The 18,255-nt window shown below is 70.3% G+C and carries 17 protein-coding genes; 12 read left to right on the forward strand and 5 right to left on the reverse strand.

What is annotated here, in order from left to right; genetic code table 11:
* Positions 1-191: 191 nt before the first annotated feature.
* Positions 192-725 carry an NUDIX hydrolase gene (locus J2W78_RS20975; RefSeq protein ID WP_253373531.1) on the reverse strand — a complete coding sequence of 178 codons (534 nt, stop codon included), beginning with the start codon at positions 723-725 and terminating at the stop codon, positions 192-194.
* Positions 722-1,471 carry a DUF429 domain-containing protein gene (locus J2W78_RS20980; protein WP_253374105.1) on the reverse strand — a complete coding sequence of 250 codons (750 nt, stop codon included), beginning with the start codon at positions 1,469-1,471 and terminating at the stop codon, positions 722-724. The genes J2W78_RS20975 and J2W78_RS20980 overlap by 4 nt, the downstream gene beginning before the upstream one ends.
* 80 nt (positions 1,472-1,551) lie before the next feature.
* Between J2W78_RS20980 and dut the strand changes: the two genes are divergently transcribed.
* The 3 genes from dut to J2W78_RS20995 all read left to right on the forward strand — a co-directional run bounded on the left by dut (position 1,552) and on the right by J2W78_RS20995 (position 3,287).
* Positions 1,552-2,058 (forward strand): dUTP diphosphatase, encoded by a 507-nt coding sequence (gene dut / locus J2W78_RS20985; RefSeq protein WP_253373532.1) that lies wholly within the window; start codon positions 1,552-1,554, stop codon positions 2,056-2,058.
* Positions 2,059-2,240: 182 nt separating this feature from the next.
* Positions 2,241-2,441, forward strand: a complete 201-nt coding sequence (locus J2W78_RS20990; RefSeq protein ID WP_003605412.1) for a hypothetical protein — start codon at positions 2,241-2,243, stop codon at positions 2,439-2,441.
* A 222-nt stretch (positions 2,442-2,663) separates the two neighbouring features.
* Positions 2,664-3,287 (forward strand): TetR/AcrR family transcriptional regulator, encoded by a 624-nt coding sequence (locus J2W78_RS20995; RefSeq protein ID WP_253373533.1) that lies wholly within the window; start codon positions 2,664-2,666, stop codon positions 3,285-3,287.
* Between the two features lie 19 nt (positions 3,288-3,306).
* Here J2W78_RS20995 and J2W78_RS21000 read toward each other — a convergent pair whose 3' ends face one another.
* A complete protein-coding gene (locus J2W78_RS21000) occupies positions 3,307-3,651 on the reverse strand; it encodes a DUF1330 domain-containing protein (protein WP_253373534.1) in 345 nt (114 codons plus the stop codon).
* Positions 3,652-3,653: 2 nt separating this feature from the next.
* The gene (gene pyrF, locus J2W78_RS21005; RefSeq protein WP_253373535.1) at positions 3,654-4,352 is read right to left on the reverse strand and encodes an orotidine-5'-phosphate decarboxylase; all 699 of its coding nucleotides are present in this window, start codon (positions 4,350-4,352) and stop codon (positions 3,654-3,656) included.
* A gap of 216 nt (positions 4,353-4,568) precedes the next feature.
* Between pyrF and J2W78_RS21010 the strand changes: the two genes are divergently transcribed.
* The 3 genes from J2W78_RS21010 (at position 4,569) to J2W78_RS21020 (ending at position 8,114) form a co-directional block, all read left to right on the forward strand.
* Positions 4,569-5,321, forward strand: coding sequence for a TylF/MycF family methyltransferase (locus J2W78_RS21010; protein ID WP_253373536.1), 753 nt, complete (start codon positions 4,569-4,571; stop codon positions 5,319-5,321).
* A 2-nt stretch (positions 5,322-5,323) separates the two neighbouring features.
* Positions 5,324-6,214, forward strand: coding sequence for a phytanoyl-CoA dioxygenase family protein (locus J2W78_RS21015; RefSeq protein WP_253373537.1), 891 nt, complete (start codon positions 5,324-5,326; stop codon positions 6,212-6,214).
* A 448-nt stretch (positions 6,215-6,662) separates the two neighbouring features.
* Positions 6,663-8,114, forward strand: a complete 1,452-nt coding sequence (locus J2W78_RS21020; RefSeq protein WP_301288625.1) for an alginate export family protein — start codon at positions 6,663-6,665, stop codon at positions 8,112-8,114.
* Between the two features lie 20 nt (positions 8,115-8,134).
* On the opposite strand, the gene J2W78_RS21025 is transcribed toward J2W78_RS21020, so the two are convergent.
* Positions 8,135-8,776 carry a uracil-DNA glycosylase family protein gene (locus J2W78_RS21025; RefSeq protein WP_253373539.1) on the reverse strand — a complete coding sequence of 214 codons (642 nt, stop codon included), beginning with the start codon at positions 8,774-8,776 and terminating at the stop codon, positions 8,135-8,137.
* Between the two features lie 141 nt (positions 8,777-8,917).
* On the opposite strand from J2W78_RS21025, the gene zwf reads away from it, so the two are divergent.
* The 6 genes from zwf to J2W78_RS21055 all read left to right on the forward strand — a co-directional run bounded on the left by zwf (position 8,918) and on the right by J2W78_RS21055 (position 18,221).
* Entirely contained in the window at positions 8,918-10,393 is a 1,476-nt protein-coding gene (zwf, locus tag J2W78_RS21030) for a glucose-6-phosphate dehydrogenase (protein WP_253373540.1), read from the forward strand.
* A 284-nt stretch (positions 10,394-10,677) separates the two neighbouring features.
* On the forward strand, positions 10,678-12,051 hold the full coding sequence (locus J2W78_RS21035) for an SWIM zinc finger family protein (protein ID WP_253373541.1): 1,374 nt from the start codon (positions 10,678-10,680) through the stop codon (positions 12,049-12,051).
* A complete protein-coding gene (locus J2W78_RS21040; RefSeq protein WP_253373542.1) occupies positions 12,051-13,634 on the forward strand; it encodes a DUF5691 domain-containing protein in 1,584 nt (527 codons plus the stop codon). The genes J2W78_RS21035 and J2W78_RS21040 overlap by 1 nt, the downstream gene beginning before the upstream one ends.
* Positions 13,631-14,731, forward strand: a complete 1,101-nt coding sequence (locus J2W78_RS21045; RefSeq protein ID WP_253373543.1) for an ATP-binding protein — start codon at positions 13,631-13,633, stop codon at positions 14,729-14,731. The genes J2W78_RS21040 and J2W78_RS21045 overlap by 4 nt, the downstream gene beginning before the upstream one ends.
* Positions 14,732-14,739: 8 nt before the next feature.
* On the forward strand, positions 14,740-17,061 hold the full coding sequence (locus tag J2W78_RS21050; protein ID WP_253374106.1) for a DUF5682 family protein: 2,322 nt from the start codon (positions 14,740-14,742) through the stop codon (positions 17,059-17,061).
* Positions 17,058-18,221, forward strand: coding sequence for a VWA domain-containing protein (locus J2W78_RS21055; protein ID WP_253373544.1), 1,164 nt, complete (start codon positions 17,058-17,060; stop codon positions 18,219-18,221). Before J2W78_RS21050 ends, J2W78_RS21055 begins: the two co-directional genes overlap by 4 nt.
* The last annotated feature ends 34 nt before the right edge of the window (positions 18,222-18,255 follow it).

The following is an 18,255-nucleotide window of genomic DNA, read 5'->3' on the forward strand; positions in this document are numbered from 1 at the left end:
TGACGCGCTTACCAAACGATCTGACCCGCCGAATCCATCCCCTCCGGCGGCTGCGCTTGCGCACATGGCGCGCGTAAAAGCCGGGAAAATTGGATGGGAGCCGATCCGTGCCGTCGCCGGACGGGTGCGCGCGGCCCCCGCGCGTCGGCACGCTCGGCGCAGGGTGCGACCGGCATGCCGTGGGCGGCGGCTCAGGCGTCCCGCCAGTTGAGGCGGACGGGCTGGTCCGGAACGTCGCCGGCGGCGATTTGTTGCGCCAGCGCGGCCAATCCCGCGGGTTCGACGCGCTCGGCCGAGGCCGCGAGTTCCTCCAGCACCCACCAGCGGGTGCCGCGCACGGGATTGTCCTCGGTCTCGGCGAGCTGGCTCGTATCGACGGCATCGCTCGCGAGCCGGACCACGAAGTAACGCTCGCGGGCAAAGCGGGCGTTGCGGAACAGGTGGAACGGCCCGTCGCAGACGGCGACGCAGGGTCCGAGGTCCACGTCCGCGACGCCGATCTCCTCCGAGAGTTCGCGTCGGCACGCCTCCTCGTGGCTCTCGCCCGGCTCCAGCCCGCCGCCGGGCATGAACCAGAAGCCGCGGTCCTCGGGGTTGGCCGGATCGATCGGGCGTACCGCCTCGTACTCGATCAGGAGGAGGCGGTTCGAAGGATCGAAGACCAGGGCGCGGGCGATGTCGCGCCCCGGCGGATCCGCGTCGGGGTGGTCGGTCACGGGGCTCAATTCCTCATGGGCAGGGGCGCGGGCGCCCAGATCACGATCGGCAGGCCATAGCTGTCGCGCTCGATCGCGTTGGGAAGCGGTTCGGCGCGGTCTTCGGCGATGTCGCGGGCGACGACGACGGCGGCCATGGCGTCGAGATGGTCGTCGGCGCCGACCCCTGGGGGCGACGGGGAACCGACCATCGCCTCGGACAGCCCGGCGGCGGTCAGGAGGGCCCGGCGCGCGGCAAGACCCTCGGCACGGGCCGGGCCCTTCTTGCCGGCCCCGAGACGCCGCTCGCCGTTGAGGCGGAAGAAGGCGACCTCCGGATGCACCTCGTGCAGGCGCGTTACGAGATCGGGCCGCGCGCGCAGGAGTTCGTCGGCCTCCCGCACATAGCGCAGGATGTTCCAGCACTGGATCGAGGGGGCGAAGGGCGGCTCCGAATGCACCCGCGACAGGGCCTTGGCCTCGTCGTAGCTCCCGGCATAGACCGCCGCGCGGGCCGGCACCGGAAAGACGCTGGAACGCCCCGCCCCGAGAAAGGCCCGCGCCGCCCGGTCGGCGGAGCGTCCTCCGCCGCTCACCCGATCGGGCAGGCCGATCGGCACGTCGATGCCGACGCAGACCGGCGCCTCCGGCCCGTCGAGCAGGTCGATCACCCGCGGGAAGCGGGCGCAGCGCCAGCGCGCCGGATCGTCGAGGTCGAGCAGGACGCCCGCCCAGGCCCCCCGGCACCCATCCAGCCCCGCCACCCAGCGCGTCATCGCCTCACCCCGATTGCCCCACGCCACCGCTTCGGAGAAAGGTCTTTCCGCAGTCCTGCGCGGCCGTCGAGAAGAACCCTTTGTCACAATCCCCTTCGAAGGTCGGCCTTCACATTCTCGATCCGCGGCTCACCGGGTGGGGCTTCCCCCTCTGGGGAAGTGCGGCCGCCGCAGGGCTCGATCTGCATGCCTGCCTTGATGCTCCCCTGGTGCTGGAGCCGCAGGCGCCGCCGGCGCTGATCCCGGCCGGCTTCTCGCTGCGGATCGGCGAATCCGACTGGTGCGGCTTGGTGTTCGCCCGCTCCGGCCTCGGGCACCGTGAGGGCTTGGTGCTCGGCAACGGCACCGGCGTGATTGATGCCGATTACGAGGGGCCGCTCCTGATCTCAGCCTGGAACCGCAACCCGCCGGGCAGCGGCGCGGCGATCCGGATCGAGCCGGGGGATCGCATCGCGCAGCTCGTCTTCACCCGCGTCCTGCGGCCGGATTTCGAGATCTGCGACGACGCGCCGGAGGCGAACAAGCAGGGGAGCAGCGAGCAAGGGGCCAGGGGACAGGGCGGCTTCGGCTCGACGGGCCGGCGCTGAGGGCCGGCGCAATCACCGGAACCCACACCGGCGAGGATTTTCGGTGAATTTCAGTACAAGCTTGGCCATTCGAAGCTCAACCCATCGGCCGGACAAGCTTGTGCGAGAGAAACGACACCGGAACGATTGAACTCTTTTGTCCGCATCCCGTTGGTTCTCCGCATCCACCTGCGAGACGAACCATGGCCGCCCCCCACGACATCCTCGGTTTCTTCGAGCACCGCACCGACGGCGCCTGGATCTGTGTGAAACCCTTCACCCTCAACACCCGATCGACCCAGGTCGATATCCGGCGCGGGATGCGCTTCGAGTACGGCCGGCGCGTCGGCGGCCTCGACCTTGCGGAGTATCTCGAACAGCTCGGCTCGCAATTCGGCTCCTGACGGCTCATTCCAGGGTCTGAAAGCGTTCGGCCGGGCATCCGGACTTGCGTCAGAATCGGCGCGGGTGGGCATCTCGCGCGCGGCCTGTCCTTGTTTTCAGCGTTCTTTCACCGACTAAGAGCTTGTGTGTGGAACGGCTCGCACAGTTCCGCTTTGAGGACCGGATGACCGGACTCGCAAGCTTTCGAAGCAGCCGGAGTCGAAGCTCAGGTACTGACGACGATGCCCGCCGCCACGGCCCAGATTCTTCCGTCGTCCGGCGAAGCCCCGCCGACGACGCGTGACCGGATCGTGGAGGCGGCGGCCCGCTCGTTCCAAGACATCGGCTATCAGAAAACCACGGTCGCCGACATCGCCCGCACCCTCAAGATGAGTCCAGCCAACGTCTACCGCTTCTTCGAATCGAAGAAGGCGATCAACGAGGCGGTGGTCGAGCAACTGACGGGCGAGATCGAGGCAATGATCGCAGTGATCGCCGACGCGCCGAAGCTCGACGCGCCCGAGCGGCTGACCCGGATCGTGACCGCGCTCCACGACGATTGCCGCCGCCGCTTCGAGGCGCATCCGCGCCTCCACGAAATGGTCGAGGCCGCGATGAGCGAGAGCTGGGGCGTCTGCCAAGCGCATGTGGATCGCATCGGCGCGGTGCTGGCGCGGGTGGTGGCTGACGGAGCGCGCGAAGGCGCCTTCACCGTCGCCGATCCGAGGAGCGCGGCAGCCTGCCTCCAGGCCGGGATCACCCGCTACTGCCACCCGATGCTGGTGGGCCGCCAGCCCAACACGATCGAACCGCCGCTGCCGGTGATGATCGCCTTCCTGCTCGGCGCCCTGCGGCCGGGCGGCTGAAGCCGCCCGACGCGAGGATTCACTCCGAAGCGGTGCCCGGCGTCGGCGACGGCTCAGAGACGACGGGCTGCGGGCCGTCATACCCTTCGATCACCAGGATGTCGGCCTCGGCACCCCCCTTCTGCAGGGCACGGGCGGATTGGTAGAGGTCGGAGTTCCAGCAGGCGAGGGCATCGTCGTAGCTCGGGAACTCGACGATGACGTTGCGCGCCCGCGCCTGCCCCGCCACCACTTCGAAGGTGCCGCCGCGCACGAGGAAGCGCCCGCCGAACCGGGCGAAGGCGGCGCCGTTGGCGGTCGCATAGGCCTTGTAGGCCTCCGCGTCGCTCACATCGACCCGCACGATCCAGAAGCCCTTGGCCATGTCTAAGCGTCCTCCATCTCAGCAACGATTCTCTGCGCGACCGCGCGGGGGTCGTCGGCTCCGGTGATCGGGCGTCCGACCACGACATGGTCGATGCCCGCAGCCCGCGCCTGCCCCGGCGTCATCACCCGCTTCTGGTCACCCGCCTCCGCGCCGGCCGGGCGGATGCCGGGCGTCACGATCAGCCCCGACGGGCCGATTTTTCCGCGCACCGCCGCGGCTTCCACTGCCGAGCAGACGATCCCGTCGATGCCGATCTGCGCCGCCTGCTCCGCACGGCGCGCCACGAGGTCGGCGACGGGGAGCGTGTAGCAGGCTTCCGCCGCGTCGGCGTCATCGTAGGAGGTCAGCACGGTGACGGCGAGGATTTTCAGGCCCAGGCCCCGTCCGCGCACGGCCGCGCGCATGGTCTGCGGATAGGCGTGCACGGTGAGGAAGGTCGCGCCCAGGGCGGAGGCCGAGCGCACCCCCTCCTCGACGGTGTTGCCGATGTCGTGGAGCTTGAGATCGAGGAAGGTCTTCTTGCCGCTCTTCGCCAGCCGCGCGGCGAAATCGAGCCCGCCCGCATAGGCCAGCCGGTAGCCGATCTTGTAGAAGGTCGCCGCGTCGCCGATGCGCGCGACGAGCCGCTCCGCCGCCGCCACGTCGGGCAGGTCGAGGGCGACGATCAAGCGGTCGCGAGGGTCGGCACTCTCCGGCATCGGGCTCTCGTTCGTGGATTGAAGCGCCGGCAGCGATCCTCCCAAGGAGGGTCGCCTGTCAACGCCGGAGCTGCCGGATCGCAGGCTGGGCTCCCGCCTTCGCGGCGGCATCGTGCGTTGCGGCCATGCCGAGCCCGTGGCATGCTTGTCCCGTGTCGTCCTGATCGCCCGACGATCTCGCGAGCATCGAGGGCCGCCGCGCGAGATCGGTCATTGATGGAAAAGAGCAGAACGGGCGAGTTCACCGGATACCGCACCGATGCTCAACGCGAGCGGGACCGGCGGTTCAAGGACATTGCCCTGGGCGTCCTCGATGACAGCGGGCCGAACTGGTCGATCCACACCCTGTCGGTGATGAAGCGCAACACGATCGCCCGCGTCCTCTATTATCACGATCTCTACCAGAAATGCCTGTCCGTGCCGGGCGTCATCTGCGAGTTCGGCGTCCATTGGGGGGCAGGCCTGTCCACGCTGCTCAACCTGCGCAGCCTCCTCGAACCCTACAATCATTCCCGCCACATCGTGGGCTTCGACACGTTCGAGGGATTCGCAGGCGCGGATGCGCGGGACGGCGAGGCGCGCGCGGGCGACTATGCCTCGCGGGCGGACTTCGCGAGCAGCCTCGCCGAGATCCTGGCCTATCACGAGTCGATTGCGCCCTTCCCCGAGGTCCGGAAGCACAGCCTCGTCCAGGGCGATGTGGTGGAGACGGTGCCGGTCTGGTTGGAGGAGAATCCGCATGCCGCGATCGCGCTCGCGATCTTCGACATGGATCTCTACGCGCCCACGAAGATCACGCTGGAGCGGATTCTCGACCGGATGCCCAGGGGTGCCATCCTGGTCTTCGATGAATTCAATTGCCCGTTCTTCCCAGGCGAGACCCAGGCCGTCCAGGACGTCTTGGGCATCCGGAACCTGCGGCTGCAGCGCCACCCCCTGCAGACCTATTGTGCCTTCTGCGAGCTGTGACGATGAGACCGTACATCTTCCCCAATTACGATATCGAGAAATTCCTCGCCAATCTCGGACCGATCACGGACGCTTACAACACGTTCGGCGTCGTCATTTTCCCCGGATTGTTGAATTCGGACACGAATTACAGGAAATACATCTCGGAAATCGAAGGCCTGTTCGACGAACTCATCGCGCGCAAGCTCGATCGTCAGTCTCGGGATCTCGAGATCGGCGAGAAGCTGACCCTGCTGGCGTCCCTGCAGCCGATGCTCGGGAAGGTCATCACCGGGTTGGGTACGCAGCACAACAAATTCTTCAGTTTCAACAAGGTGAAATACGCCGATTACGTAGAGACGTTCCTCAAGCGCGTCTGGGGTCCGGAGGCCTTGCTGGCAACGCCTCAGGCCGGGGATACGCTGCATTTCTTTCCACCCGGCGAGATTTTTCACCGATACAATCTGCCGCCTCATCAGGATTATCAGTACCTGATGCAGTCACCGCGGCAGATCACGATGTATTTTGGTATCTCGAAGTACCATGATGGAGTCGGCGGCCTGCGTATCTGGGAGAAGTCGCACGAACTCGGAATTCTTCCCTGCCATAAGAACGAGAACGGATCGTTCGAGGTGCACGATTGGGAGTCCAAGCTCGCCGACTACGAGGTGTATGACTATTCTTGGAACCAGGGGGATTTCGGGATCTTCGACAGCCTCCTGTCGCACAGTTCGATTCCCAACACGACGCCGACCCATAGCCGCATCGTCCAGATCTTCCGCTACTCGGACCTCAACGATGACGTGGCCCGGTCCTACGATTTCGGGTCGACCACGTATCCGCGCGCGAGTCGCGACTTCGTGACCGAGCATGCCGAGCTGTTCATCGCAGGCCGTGCAGCCGTGAACGGGTGAGACGGCGACGGCCCTCGCGCGCCATCGCCACCGCAACTTCGGCTCCGATAAAAGCAAGCTCCGCCTCGAACCACGGCCGCGTCCAGGGCGGCTGGACGGGTGCGGCATCCAGGGGCGGGTGGAAGCCGCAGGCCTCTCGCATCGAGGCAATCGCCGCGCGATGCTTCCATCGTCAAATTCCTCCGATGTTGTGGATTAAATGCTACTCCCTCTCGTGCAGCGAGGGTGAGAGATTGTTCCCGTCCATGCCGCCTTCACGCGCGAAGGATTCCTCTCGAACACCGGAAAATTGGTACACTTTTCTGTTTTAACGCCAAGCTCTTGCGAACATAATCCTGAAATTCGGTGTCGAGAGGTTCCTGTGTTCAGTGTGTTCGAGGCCAGCCTGAGGCGGGCTTGCAGATCCGGTGTCTTCGCAAGACGTGGGCGCGCGGTCCGGCCGGGGCGCATGTCGCTATCCCGGCGCGTGACGCGGCCGGCGGGTCTTGCGCCTCCCCTTGCGGTCATTCTTGCCGCCCTCGTTCCGGCGGCGGCCTCGGCGCAGGTCGCGCCCGGCCAAGCCCTGCAGCAGAAGCCGTACTTCGCTCTCTACGAGGCGCTCGGCAAACCCGAGAACTGGAAAATCTACGGCACCTTCCGGCCGCGAGTCGAAGGGCTCGGCGGCCAGTTCCGCCCCGCCCCCGCGCCGGCCACCAACGATCTTCTCTCGATGCAGACCACGCTGTTTGCCGAGTACGACACCGGCCCAGTGCGGTTCGGCGGCGAGATTTTCGACAGCCGGGCCTACTTCCAGCGCCGCGGCTCCAGCTCCATCGGCACCACGGAGGTCAACGCGCTCGAACTCGGGCAGGCCTATCTCGGCTTCGACATGGCGGATGCCGTGGGCGACGGCACGGTGAGCACGCTCACCGTCGGGCGCTTCACCCAGAACGTCGGCTCGCGCCGTCTCGTTGCCCGCAACCAGTTCCGCAACACCATCAACGCCTTCACCGGCATCGCCTACGATTGGGAGAATGCGGCCAAGGACCGGCTGCGCCTGTTCTACACCCTGCCGCATTACCGCCTGCCGGATGATCGCGCGGGCATCCTCAGCAACAGCATCGTGTGGGATCACGAGGGCTTCGACACCCAGCTCTTCGGCGGCATCTTCACCAAGGCGGGCGTGTTCGGCGGCATCATGGAGGCCTACGGCTTCGGGCTGCTCGAACGGGATTCCGGCTCGCAGCTCGAAGGCATCCAGACCCGGGACCGGCGCCTGTTCACGCCGGGCTTCCGGCTCTACCGCGTGCCTAAGGCCGGGCAGTTCGATCACGAACTCGAAGTGATCGGTCAGGTCGGCGTCGCGCGCAACACCGCCGCCGTCACCGACGTGACCGACGTACCCGTCTCGGCCTACTTCGTGCACGCCGAAGCCGGCTACACCTTCGACACCGCGTGGACGCCCCGGATCTCGCTCCACTACGACCATGCCAGCGGCGACAGCGCCAACCCGAACAGCTACACCCGCTTCGACACGCTCTACGGCGCGCGGCGCTTCGATTACGGCCCGACGAGCCTGTACGGCGCCGTGCAGCGGGCGAACCTGATCTCGCCCGGCGTCCGGTTCGAGATCGCACCGGACCCCGACTGGGACGCCTTCATCGACTACCGCACCCTCTGGCTCGAAAACCCGACCGACAGCTTCGCCGCCACCGGCGTGCGCGACCGGACGGGCCGCTCCGGCACCTTCGCCGGCCACCAGATCGAGGGGCGGGTGCGCTACTGGCTGGTGCCGCGCTCGATCGTGCTCGACAGCGGCGTCGCCTACCTCCTCAAGGGCGACGTCCTGCGCAATGCGCCCAATGCGCCGAACACCGGCGACACGATCTACGGCTACATGACGACGACGTTCTTCTTCTGAGCGGAGCGCGGGGCGGCGGCTTACCCGCCGCCTTCCCCCGCCATCGCCGCCGCCACCTCGGCGCGCAGCACCGGCAGGAGCTCCGCCTCGAACCACGGGTTGGTGCGGAGCCAGCCGTTGTTGCGCCAGGAGGGGTGGGGCAGGGGCAGCACCCGCGGTCGCGCCGAGGCCGCCAGGATCTCGCGCCAGCCCGCGACCGTCTCGGTGAGGCCGCCCGTCCGCGGTCCGAGATGCCAGGCTTGCGCATACTGGCCGATCACCAGGATCAGATCGAGCTGCGGCAGCCCGGCGAGGAGGTCGGCCCGCCAGGCCGGCGCGCATTCCCGCCGCGGCGGCCGGTCGCCGCCCTTGGCGTCGAGGCCGGGGAAGCAGGCACCCATCGGCAGGATCGCCACCCGCCTGGAATCGTAGAACGCCGCCTCGTCGAGCCCGAGCCACGCCCGCAGGCGCCGGCCCGACGGGTCGCTGAACGGAATGCCGCTGCGATGCGCCCGGTTGCCCGGCGCCTGACTCGCGATCAGCAGCCGCGCGGTGGCCGAGCCCTGGACCACGGGCCGTGGCTCGTGCGGCAGGGGCGCGCCGTGGCGGGGCGCGTCGCGGCAGATCCGGCAGGCACGCAGGCGGGCGGCGGTGGTCTCGAAGGCATCAGGGTGGGCAGACATCGCCTCGCAGATGGGATGGATCATCCGGCGGCGCGATGCGGCACCGCGCCCGGCCCGTCGCGCCCGCGCAAGCTTGGCACGAATCGCAGGGGCCCTACCTCACCTTGTGCGCGCATCTCCGGCGCGCCGAGGGAGGCCGGCTTGGCAGGATCGCGCGCGTCACGGCTGGGAGCGGGCGTCGGCCCGAAAACGCCGCAGGTCGTCGTCCTCGTCGGCGCCACCGGCGACCTCGCGCAGCGGAAACTCCTGCCCGGCCTGTTCCACCTGTTCAGCGCCGGCTTCCTGCCCGACCTGCGCATCGTCGGCGTGTCGCTGGACGACATCGGCGTCGAGGCGTTCCGAGAGCGCGCGCACAAGGCGATCGACCAGTTCTTCACCCGGCAGGCCGGGGACGGGGAATGGGCCGCCTTCGCCGGACGGCTCGATTACGTGTCGCTCTCGGCCGGTGCCGAGGCGCTCGCCGCGGCGGTCGCCCGCGCCGAGGCGAGCTTCGGCCAGGAGAGCCGGCGCCTGCACTATCTCAGCGTGCCGCCCGCCGCCGCGCTCACCGTCGTGCGCCTGCTTGCCGAGGCGGATCTGGCGGCGGGCTCGCGCATCGTCATGGAGAAGCCGTTCGGCACCGATCTGGAGAGCGCGGTGGCGCTCAACGACCGGCTGCACGAGGTGTTTTCCGAGGAGCAGATCTTCCGCATCGACCACTTCCTCGGCAAGGAGCCGGCGCAGAACATCCTGGCCTTCCGCTTCGCCAACGGCCTGTTCGAGCCGATCTGGAACCGCACCTTCATCGACCACGTGCAGATCGACGTGCCGGAGACCCTCGGCCTCGGCACCCGCGCCGCCTTCTACGAGGCGACCGGCGCCTACCGCGACATGGTGGTGACCCACCTGTTCCAGATTCTCGGCTTCATGGCGATGGAGCCGCCGACCTCGCTCGAACCGGGTCCGATCTCGGAAGAGAAGAACAAGGTGTTCCGCTCCATGCTCCCGCTCGACCCGCGGGAGGTGGTGCGCGGGCAATATGCCGGCTACCGCGACGAGCCCGGCGTCGATCCGCAATCGGATACCGAGACCTTCATCGCCCTCAAGTGCCGCATCGACAACTGGCGCTGGGCGGGGGTGCCGTTCTTCCTGCGCACCGGCAAGCGGATGGCGGAGGGCCAGCGCATCATCTCGATCGCCTTCCGCGAACCGCCCAAGAGCATGTTCCCGGTCAATTCGGGCGTCGGCGCGCAGGGGCCCGACCATCTCACCTTCGATCTCGCCGACGCCTCGAAGATGTCGCTGTCGTTCTACGGCAAGCGGCCGGGGCCGGGGATGCGGCTCGACAAGCTCTCGCTCCAGTTCAACATGAAGGACACCGGCCTGATGGGCGAGGTGCTGGAGGCCTACGAGCGGCTGATCCTCGACGCCATGCGCGGCGACCACACCCTGTTCACCACGGCGGAGGGCATCGAGCGGCTGTGGGAGGTCTCGACGCCGCTGCTCGAGGCGCCCCCACCGGTGCGGCTCTACGCGCCGGGCTCCTGGGGCCCGAAATCGATCCACCAGCTCGTGGCACCGCAGGCCTGGCGCCTGCCCTTCGAGCGGGAATGGCGCAACACCGACGAGCAGGGCTGAGCGCCCGACGGAAAAAGCGCGAGTCCTTGAAGGCTAAGCGAGGCAATCGCGATCGCGGCTGAAAGCGAAGCCGCGCCGGCCGCGGCTTCGATGCAGCTATCGGCGACCTGTCCGCGGATATGCTGGAATAATTCTCAACTCAGTCTCAGATAATTCGTCGGCGAGACGGTTGCCGGCTTAGCCGAACAGGAGAAAATTCCGCGCCAAACTTGCCCGTCGATCCGATCTGTCTAGACTGAGCCTTATCAGCCGATTCGATTGACGGATATCACACCGCCCGCCGCATGAGCCTGACGACTGCCCAGATCCTCGATCTCGCCCCCGACGCGTCGAGCCGCAAGGCCGGGCAGGATCAGGGAAAACCGCAGAAATGGGCCGGTCTCGGCCGGGCGGGCACGGTGATCTGGGGCGAGATCAAGGGCAGCGGGGCCGCCCCCTACCGCACGGTGGCGGATCTCGCCGGCCCCGCCTCGAAATGCACCTGCCCGAGCCGGAAGTTCCCCTGCAAGCATGCCCTCGGCCTGATGCTGGTCGATGCGAGCGCTCCGATCACGGAAGGTGAGCCGCCGGATTGGGCCGCCGCCTGGATGAAGGGGCGCGACAGCCGCGCCGCCGCGGCCGAGACCCGGGCGAAGGAACCCGCCAAGCCGGTCGACGAGCGGGCGCAGGCCAAGCGCCGGCAGGCCCGCGAGGACCGGGTCGCGGCCTCGCTCGACGAACTCGATCTCTGGCTGCGCGACCTGATGCGGCGCGGGCTCGGCGCCGCGCGGGGCGAACCCTACGCCTTCTGGGACCGCATGGCCGGCCGCCTCGTGGACGGGCAGGCCCCCGGCCTCGCCCGCCGGGTGCGGGCCCTGCCGGGGCTGATCGCGGCGGCACCACAAGCGGGCGCCCCCCGGCCGGAAGCCGCGCTCGGGCTCGGCCTCGGCCGGCTCGCCCTGTTGCTCCGGGCCGCGCGCCGCCTCGACGCGCTCGCGCCCGAGCAGGCGGCGGGCGTGCGCGCCGCGCTCGGCTACCCCGTCACCGCCGAGGAGATGGCGGCCCAGCCGGACCAGACCGACACCTGGGCGGTGCTGGCCCACGCGGTCGAGGAGGAGGATCGCCTCACCGCCCGCTCGGTCTGGCTCGTCGGCCGTACCAGCGGCGCCCTGGCTCAGGTGATCGATTACGGCACGGCCGGTTCGCCCCTGCCGCCGGCCCCCGCCGCCGGCCAGGATTTTTGCGGGAGCCTCGCCTTCCAGCCCGGCGACCCGCCCCTGCGCGCCGTCTTCCGCGAGGGCCGCTCCGGCCGGGCGGCGCAAGCGGTGCTGCCCGGCGCGGCCAGCGTCGCGGCGGCGCGGGACACCTTTACCGAGGTGCTGGCCCGCGCGCCCTGGTGTGAGCGCTGGCCGGTGCGGCTCGCGAATGTGCGGCTCGGCCGTCTCGCCGCCGCGACCGGGGGCAAGGTTGCCTTCGCGGCAGGCGACGAGACCGGCAGCCTCGCGCTCGCGGCCGATCCGCGCCTGCCGAGCCTGCTCGCGGTGGCGGCGGGCCGGCCGGTCGATCTGTTCGGCCTCTACGACGGCACCGGCCTCCATCCGCTCGCCCTCGTCGCGCAAGGCCGCCTCTATGCGATGCCGGCGCAGGGTGCGCAGCCGGTCCTGCTGCAGGTCGCCTGATGGAGACGGCCGAGCACACACCCGATGGCTGGGAGCCGACGCTCGCCGCCGCGCTCCTCGGGGCCGAGCGCGCCCCGCCGGTCGCTCCCGGTCCGCTGGCCGCACTCGTCGCGGAGAGCGATCCCGGTGCCGCCCTGCTGGCGCGGCTCGCGGCGGAGGGCGTCCACCATCTGGCCGGAACGGAAATCGGGCCGGAGGCGCTGGCGCCGATCGAGCCGCGCGACGCCTTCGGACCCGAATGCCCGCCCGCGGCCGCGACGCGGCTCTACGGCCTCCTCACCGAGGGCACCCGCGCGCGCACCCGCGTCGAGGAATGGTTCGCGCTTGCCGCCGCGACGGGCGCACGCCCGCCCGTCTGGCTGTTCCAAGTGCTGATGCAGCAGCGCGACAGCCTGCCGGCGAGTGCCTCTGCCGTCATCGGTGCCGAACTCGACTGGCTCGCCCGCGCCTGCGGCGAGACCCCGGCCCAAGATGCGGACGCGGCGCCCGCTTCGGACTGGACCGAGGGCACGGTGGCCGAGCGCCGCGCCGCCTTCACCGCCTTCCGCGCCCGCGATCCGGAAGGCGCGCGCACCACCCTGGAACCGGTCTTCCGCAAGGAGAAAGCCGAGGCGCGCGAGGCCCTGGTCCACGCCCTGGCGACCGGCCTGTCGGCGGCCGACGAGCCCTTCCTCGAGGCCTGCCTCGACGACCGGGCTAACGGCGTGCGGCTGGCCGCACAGCACCTGCTGCCGGGGCTTCCCGACTCGCGCTACGCGCAGCGCATGGCGGCACGCGCCCGCGCCGCGTTGAACGTCGAGAGCAAGCGCAGGCTGCTGGGCGGCACCACGCACAGCCTCGTCGTCACCTTGCCGGAGGAGAGCCCGGACCTCGCCCGCGACGGCGTCGAGGCGAACGCCTGGGAGCGGCGCGGCGGCGGTACCCGCGCCGGCCTGCTGCGGGCGATCCTGGCGCGCAGCCCACTCCACGCCTTCGCCGAGCATCCGCCGCGGCTCTGGATCGAACTCGCTTTGCGCAGCGAGTGGGCCGACCCGGTCTTCCACGGGCTGTTCTCGGCGGCCAAGCGCACCCTCGACCCGGCCTGGGCGGAGGCGATGGCCGACATCACGGCGGACGCCTACGAGGGCAAGGTTACCGGCGTCCGCCGCACCAACGAGGTGCTTGGGATGTGGGCGGAGGCGCTCGACCTCCTGCCCGACGCCGCGTGGGAGGCCCGCGTCGCGGCGCTGATCCGCGCCCGCAAGATCGAGGTGGTGCTGGCCGTGCTGGGCTCGGGGCCAGAGCATTTCTCGGAAGCCTTCAGCGCCGCCCTGCTCGACTGGCTCGCCCTCGTCACCCGCGGGTCGGACGCCCTGCGGCGCGATCTGGCCAAGCCGTGGGTGATCGCCCGCCTCGGCGACCGGCTCTGGCCGAGCGACGACGCTGCGGCCTCCGCCGCCGCCATCCTGGCGCGCCTGCCGGAGGGGGAGGGCGATCGCCTGCACACGCAGCTCACGGGATTGACGAGCGTGCTGGAATTGCGCGCCGCGATCCGGCGCGACTTCCGACCGGAGACCACCACAGGGGGAACGGCTCAAGGATGACATCGACCCACGCCGTCAAGACCGCGCAGCTGCGCCAGGCCGCCGAGGATGCCTTCGCCGAGGAGATCGCGGCGCTACGCGACTCCGACGACCGGCCGCGCCCGCCGAACTGGCAGATGTCGCCGCAGGCCGTCGTCACCTACCTGCTCGGCGGCCGGCTCGCCTCCGGCTTCGAGGTCACGCCAAAGTATATCGGCGACCGGCGCCTGATGGAGGTCGCGGTGTCGACGCTCGCCACCGACCGGGCACTGCTGCTGCTCGGCGTGCCGGGCACCGCCAAGAGCTGGGTCAGCGAGCATCTGGCGGCGGCGATCTGCGGCACCTCGCGCCTGATCGTGCAGGGCACCGCCGGCACCAGCGAGGAGGCGATCCGCTACGGCTGGAACTACGCGCTGCTGCTGGCCAAGGGCCCGAGCCGCGAGGCGGTGGTGGCCTCGCCGATCATGCGGGCGATGAACGAGGGCCGCATCGCCCGCGTCGAGGAGCTGACTCGCATTCCTTCCGAGACGCAGGACAGCTTCATCACCGTCCTCTCGGAAAAGACCCTGCCGATCCCCGAGCTGAACGAGGAGGTGGCGGCGCAGAAAGGCTTCAACCTCATCGCCACGGCCAACAACCGGGATCGCGGCGTCAACGAATTGTCGAGCGCGCTCAAGCGCCGCTTCAACACCGTGGTGCTGCCGCCGCCGGCCACGATCGAGGCGGAGATCGCCATCGTCGAGACCCGCGTCGCCGCGCTCGGCCGCGCCTTCGAGATCCCGGCCGAGCCGCCGGGCGCCGAGCAGATCCGCCGCGTCGTCACGATCTTCCGCGAGCTGCGCGAGGGGGTGACGGCGGATGGCAAGAGCAAGGTGAAGCAGCCCTCCGGCACGCTCTCGACGGCCGAAGCCATCAGCGTCGTCGGCAGCGGGCTGGCGCTTGCCGCGCATTTCGGCGACGGCCGCCTCTCGGCGCACGACCTCGTCTCGGGGATCAGTGGGGCCGTGGTGAAGGACCCGGTGCAGGACGCCATCGTCTGGCGCGAGTACCTCGAGACGGTGGTCAAGGAGCGCGCCGACTGGAAGGACTTCTACAAGGCCGCCCGCGCGAGCGCGTGACCCCAGCGATGCCCGACATCCGCCTTTTCGGCATCCGCCACCACGGCCCCGGCTCGGCCCGCTCGCTCAAGGCCGCGCTCGACGGCTTTGCGCCCGACTGCCTGCTGATCGAGGGCCCGCCGGACGCCGATGCACTGATCCCGCTCAGCCTCCACGAGGCGATGGCGCCGCCCGTCGCGCTCCTCGTCTACCGGCCCGACCGGCCGCGCGATTGCGCCTTCTTCCCCTTCGCGGCCTTCTCGCCGGAATGGGTGGCGATGCGCCATGGAATCGCGGCCGGGGCAACCCTGCGCTTCATCGACCTGCCGCACGCGATCCAACTCGCCGACGGCTTCGGCGCGCCGGAAGCCCCGCCTGAGGCCGCGCCGATCGACGGGGAGCCGGTGGCAGAGGCGGCCGAAACCCCATCCGCGCCCGATCCGGCAAAAGCCGCGATCCGGCGTGATCCCCTCGGCGAACTCGCTGCCCTCGCCGGTTACCCGGACGGCGAGCGCTGGTGGGACGCGCTGGTCGAGAGCCGCGCGGGCGCCGATGGCGACGTGTTCGCCGCAATCGGCGAGGCGATGGGGGCGCTGCGCGAGGGCGCCGAGCCCGACCCCGACGACGCGTTTCGCGAGGAGACGCGCGAGGCGCATATGCGCGCGGCGATTCGTAAGGCGGCCAAGGAGGGGTTCGCGCGCATCGCCGTGGTCTGCGGCGCGTGGCACGTGCCGGCGCTCGCCCGCCACGACGCCAAGGGCCAGGCCACCGCCGACACGACAACCCTGAAGAACCTGCCCAAGACCAAGGTCGCCGCCGCCTGGGCGCCCTGGTCCTACGAGCGGCTGGCCTTCGCCTCCGGCTACCGCGCCGGGGTGCTCTCGCCGGAATGGTACGACACCCTGTGGCACCACGAGGGCCGCGTCGCCGCCCGCTGGCTCGCGCGGGCCGCCGCGCTGCTGCGCGAGAACGATCTCGACGCCTCGCCGGCCTCGGTGATCGAGGCGGCCCGGCTCGCCGAGGCGCTGGCGGGCTTCCGCGGCCGGTCGCGGCCCTCCCTCGACGACCTCGACGAGGCGGCGCAGGCCACGCTCTGCTTTGCCGACCCGGCGCCGATGGGGCTGATCCGGCGCAAACTCGTCATCGGCGAACGCCTCGGCGCCACCCCGCCGGACAGCCCCGGCACGCCGGTCGAGACGGATTTCGCGGCCCAGTGCAAGCGCCTGCGCCTCAAGCCCGGCGCTTCGGCCGGCGAGATCACCCTCGACCTGCGCAAGGAGACCGATCTCGCGCGCAGCCATTTCCTCAACCGGCTGAAGTTGATCGGCATCCCGTGGGGTGAGCGGCGCGAGGCGCGCGGGCGCGGCACGTTCAAGGAGGGCTGGTTCCTCGCCTGGGAGCCGGAATGGGTGGTGGAGCTGGTGGCGGCCTCCGCCGAGGGCGGCACGATCGCCGAGGCGGCCGCCAGCCGGGTGCGGGTCCGCGCCCACGAGGCGACCCGCGTCGCCGACCTCTCCGGCCTGATCGGCACCCTGCTCGACGCCGACCTCGCCGATGCCACGGCGGAGGTGATCCGTGCGCTCAACGACCGCGCCGCGGTCTCGGCCGACGTGTTCGACCTGATGGACGCGCTGCCCCCGCTCGCCGAACTCGCCCGCTACGGCTCGGTGCGCTCCTCCGACACCGAACCGGTGCTGGCCGTGGTGCGAGGCCTCGTGCCGAGGGCCGCCGCCGGGCTGGTCGCCGCCTGCCAGAGCCTCGACGACGATGCCGCGAGCGCCGCGAAGACGCGCATCGTCGCCGTCTCCGGCGCGGTCGCGCTGATCGAGGAGCCGGAGCTGAAGGCGGTGTGGGGAGAGGCGCTGCGGGCGCTGGCCGATCAGGAGCACGTCCACGGTCGCGTCGTCGGCCGCGCCGTTCGCCTGCTGTTCGATGACCGCGCCATCGCGGCGGCGGAGGCCGGCGAGCGCCTGCGGCTTGCCCTGTCGCGGGCCTCGGGCGCCGTCCCGGCCGCCGCCTGGATCGAGGGGTTTCTGGAGGACAGCGGCACCGTGCTGATCCACGGGCGCGAACTGCTCGCGGTGGTCGATGACTGGCTCTGCGGCCTCGACGATGCCCTGTTCATCGAGCTGCTGCCGCTGGTGCGCCGCACCTTCGCGACGCTGGCGCCGGCCGAGCGCCGGGCGGTGGGCGAGGCGCTGGCCCGGCCGGGCGGCACGGCCCCCGGTGAGGCGGAGGGCGCTCAGGGCTTCGACGCGGCGCGTGCGGCGAAGGTGCTGCCGATCCTGCGCCTGCTGCTCGGCCCCGAACCCGCCCGAACCGCCGACGAAGCCACGGGAGACGCCGCATGAGCGCGCGCGACGCGGAACGCCTGCGCCGCTGGCGCCTCGTGCTCGGCGGCGGGGCGGCCGAGGGCACAGGCTGCACCTTGAGCGAGCGCGACGGGCGCCTCGACCGGGCGATGGGCGCCCTCTACGATTCCGACCGCAAGGGGGGGCTGGGCGCCTCCGCCCCTTCCGTGCCGCGCTGGCTCGGCGACATCCGCGACTACTTCCCGGCCTCCGTGGTGCAGGTGATGCAGCGCGACGCCTTCGAGCGGCTCGATCTCAAGCGGATGCTGACCGAGCCGGAGATGCTGGAGGCGGTCCAGCCCGACGTCTCCCTCGTCTCGACCCTGATCTCGATGCGCGGCCTGCTCGGCGGGCGCACCAAGGAGACGGCCCGCCTCGTGGTGCGCAAGGTCGTGGACGCACTGATGAAGCGGCTGGAGGAGCCCCTGCGCCAAGCCGTGAGCGGGGCGATCGACCGCGCCAGCCTCAACCGCCGCCCGCGCCACGCCGAGATCGACTGGAACCGCACCATCCGGGCGAACCTGCGCCACTATCAGGCGGAGTACCGCACCATCATCCCCGAGACCCGCCTCGGCCACGGGCGCAAAAGCCGCGGATCGCTCAAAGACGTGATCCTGTGCATCGATCAATCCGGTTCGATGGCCAATTCCGTGGTCTATTCCAGCATCTTCGGGGCGGTGATGGCCTCGCTGCCCGCGGTCTCGACCCGGCTCGTGGTGTTCGACACCGAGGTGGTCGATCTCTCCGACGCCATGGACGATCCGGTCGAGGTGCTGTTCTCGGTCCAGCTCGGTGGCGGCACCGACATCAACCGGGCGGTCGGCTACTGCGCCTCCCGCATCACCCGGCCCGAGGACACGGTGCTGGTCCTGATCTCCGATCTCTACGAGGGCGGGGTCGAGGCCGGCTTGCTCGCCCAGGCGCAGCGCCTCGTCGGGGCCGGCGTGCAGGTGGTGGCGCTGCTCGCCCTCTCCGACGAGGGCGCGCCGGCCTACGACCGCGGGCTGGCCGCGCGGCTCGCCGCACTCGGCGTGCCCGCCTTCGCCTGCACGCCCGACCTCTTCCCCGACATGATGGCGGCAGCGATCCGCAAGCAGGATCTCAACGCCTGGGCCGCGGGCGCCGGCATTGCCGCGGTCCCGGCCGCCCAAGACGGCTGAGCCGCCGCCGTCCCCGAAACCCTGATCCGGGAGC

The organism is Methylorubrum extorquens (assembly GCF_024169925.1).
GTDB lineage: Bacteria > Pseudomonadota > Alphaproteobacteria > Rhizobiales > Beijerinckiaceae > Methylobacterium > Methylobacterium extorquens_A.

Coding starts and splice junctions, on each gene's coding strand:
- J2W78_RS20980 (WP_253374105.1), bottom strand. CDS start 1,471: ATGACGCGCTGGGTGGCGGGGCTGGATGGGTGCCGGGGGGCCTGGGCG.
- J2W78_RS20990 (WP_003605412.1), top strand. CDS start 2,241: ATGGCCGCCCCCCACGACATCCTCGGTTTCTTCGAGCACCGCACCGAC.
- J2W78_RS20995 (WP_253373533.1), top strand. CDS start 2,664: ATGCCCGCCGCCACGGCCCAGATTCTTCCGTCGTCCGGCGAAGCCCCG.
- J2W78_RS21000 (WP_253373534.1), bottom strand. CDS start 3,651: ATGGCCAAGGGCTTCTGGATCGTGCGGGTCGATGTGAGCGACGCGGAG.
- pyrF (WP_253373535.1), bottom strand. CDS start 4,352: ATGCCGGAGAGTGCCGACCCTCGCGACCGCTTGATCGTCGCCCTCGAC.
- J2W78_RS21010 (WP_253373536.1), top strand. CDS start 4,569: ATGGAAAAGAGCAGAACGGGCGAGTTCACCGGATACCGCACCGATGCT.
- J2W78_RS21015 (WP_253373537.1), top strand. CDS start 5,324: ATGAGACCGTACATCTTCCCCAATTACGATATCGAGAAATTCCTCGCC.
- J2W78_RS21020 (WP_301288625.1), top strand. CDS start 6,663: ATGTCGCTATCCCGGCGCGTGACGCGGCCGGCGGGTCTTGCGCCTCCC.
- J2W78_RS21025 (WP_253373539.1), bottom strand. CDS start 8,776: ATGTCTGCCCACCCTGATGCCTTCGAGACCACCGCCGCCCGCCTGCGT.
- J2W78_RS21035 (WP_253373541.1), top strand. CDS start 10,678: ATGAGCCTGACGACTGCCCAGATCCTCGATCTCGCCCCCGACGCGTCG.
- J2W78_RS21040 (WP_253373542.1), top strand. CDS start 12,051: ATGGAGACGGCCGAGCACACACCCGATGGCTGGGAGCCGACGCTCGCC.
- J2W78_RS21045 (WP_253373543.1), top strand. CDS start 13,631: ATGACATCGACCCACGCCGTCAAGACCGCGCAGCTGCGCCAGGCCGCC.
- J2W78_RS21050 (WP_253374106.1), top strand. CDS start 14,740: ATGCCCGACATCCGCCTTTTCGGCATCCGCCACCACGGCCCCGGCTCG.
- J2W78_RS21055 (WP_253373544.1), top strand. CDS start 17,058: ATGAGCGCGCGCGACGCGGAACGCCTGCGCCGCTGGCGCCTCGTGCTC.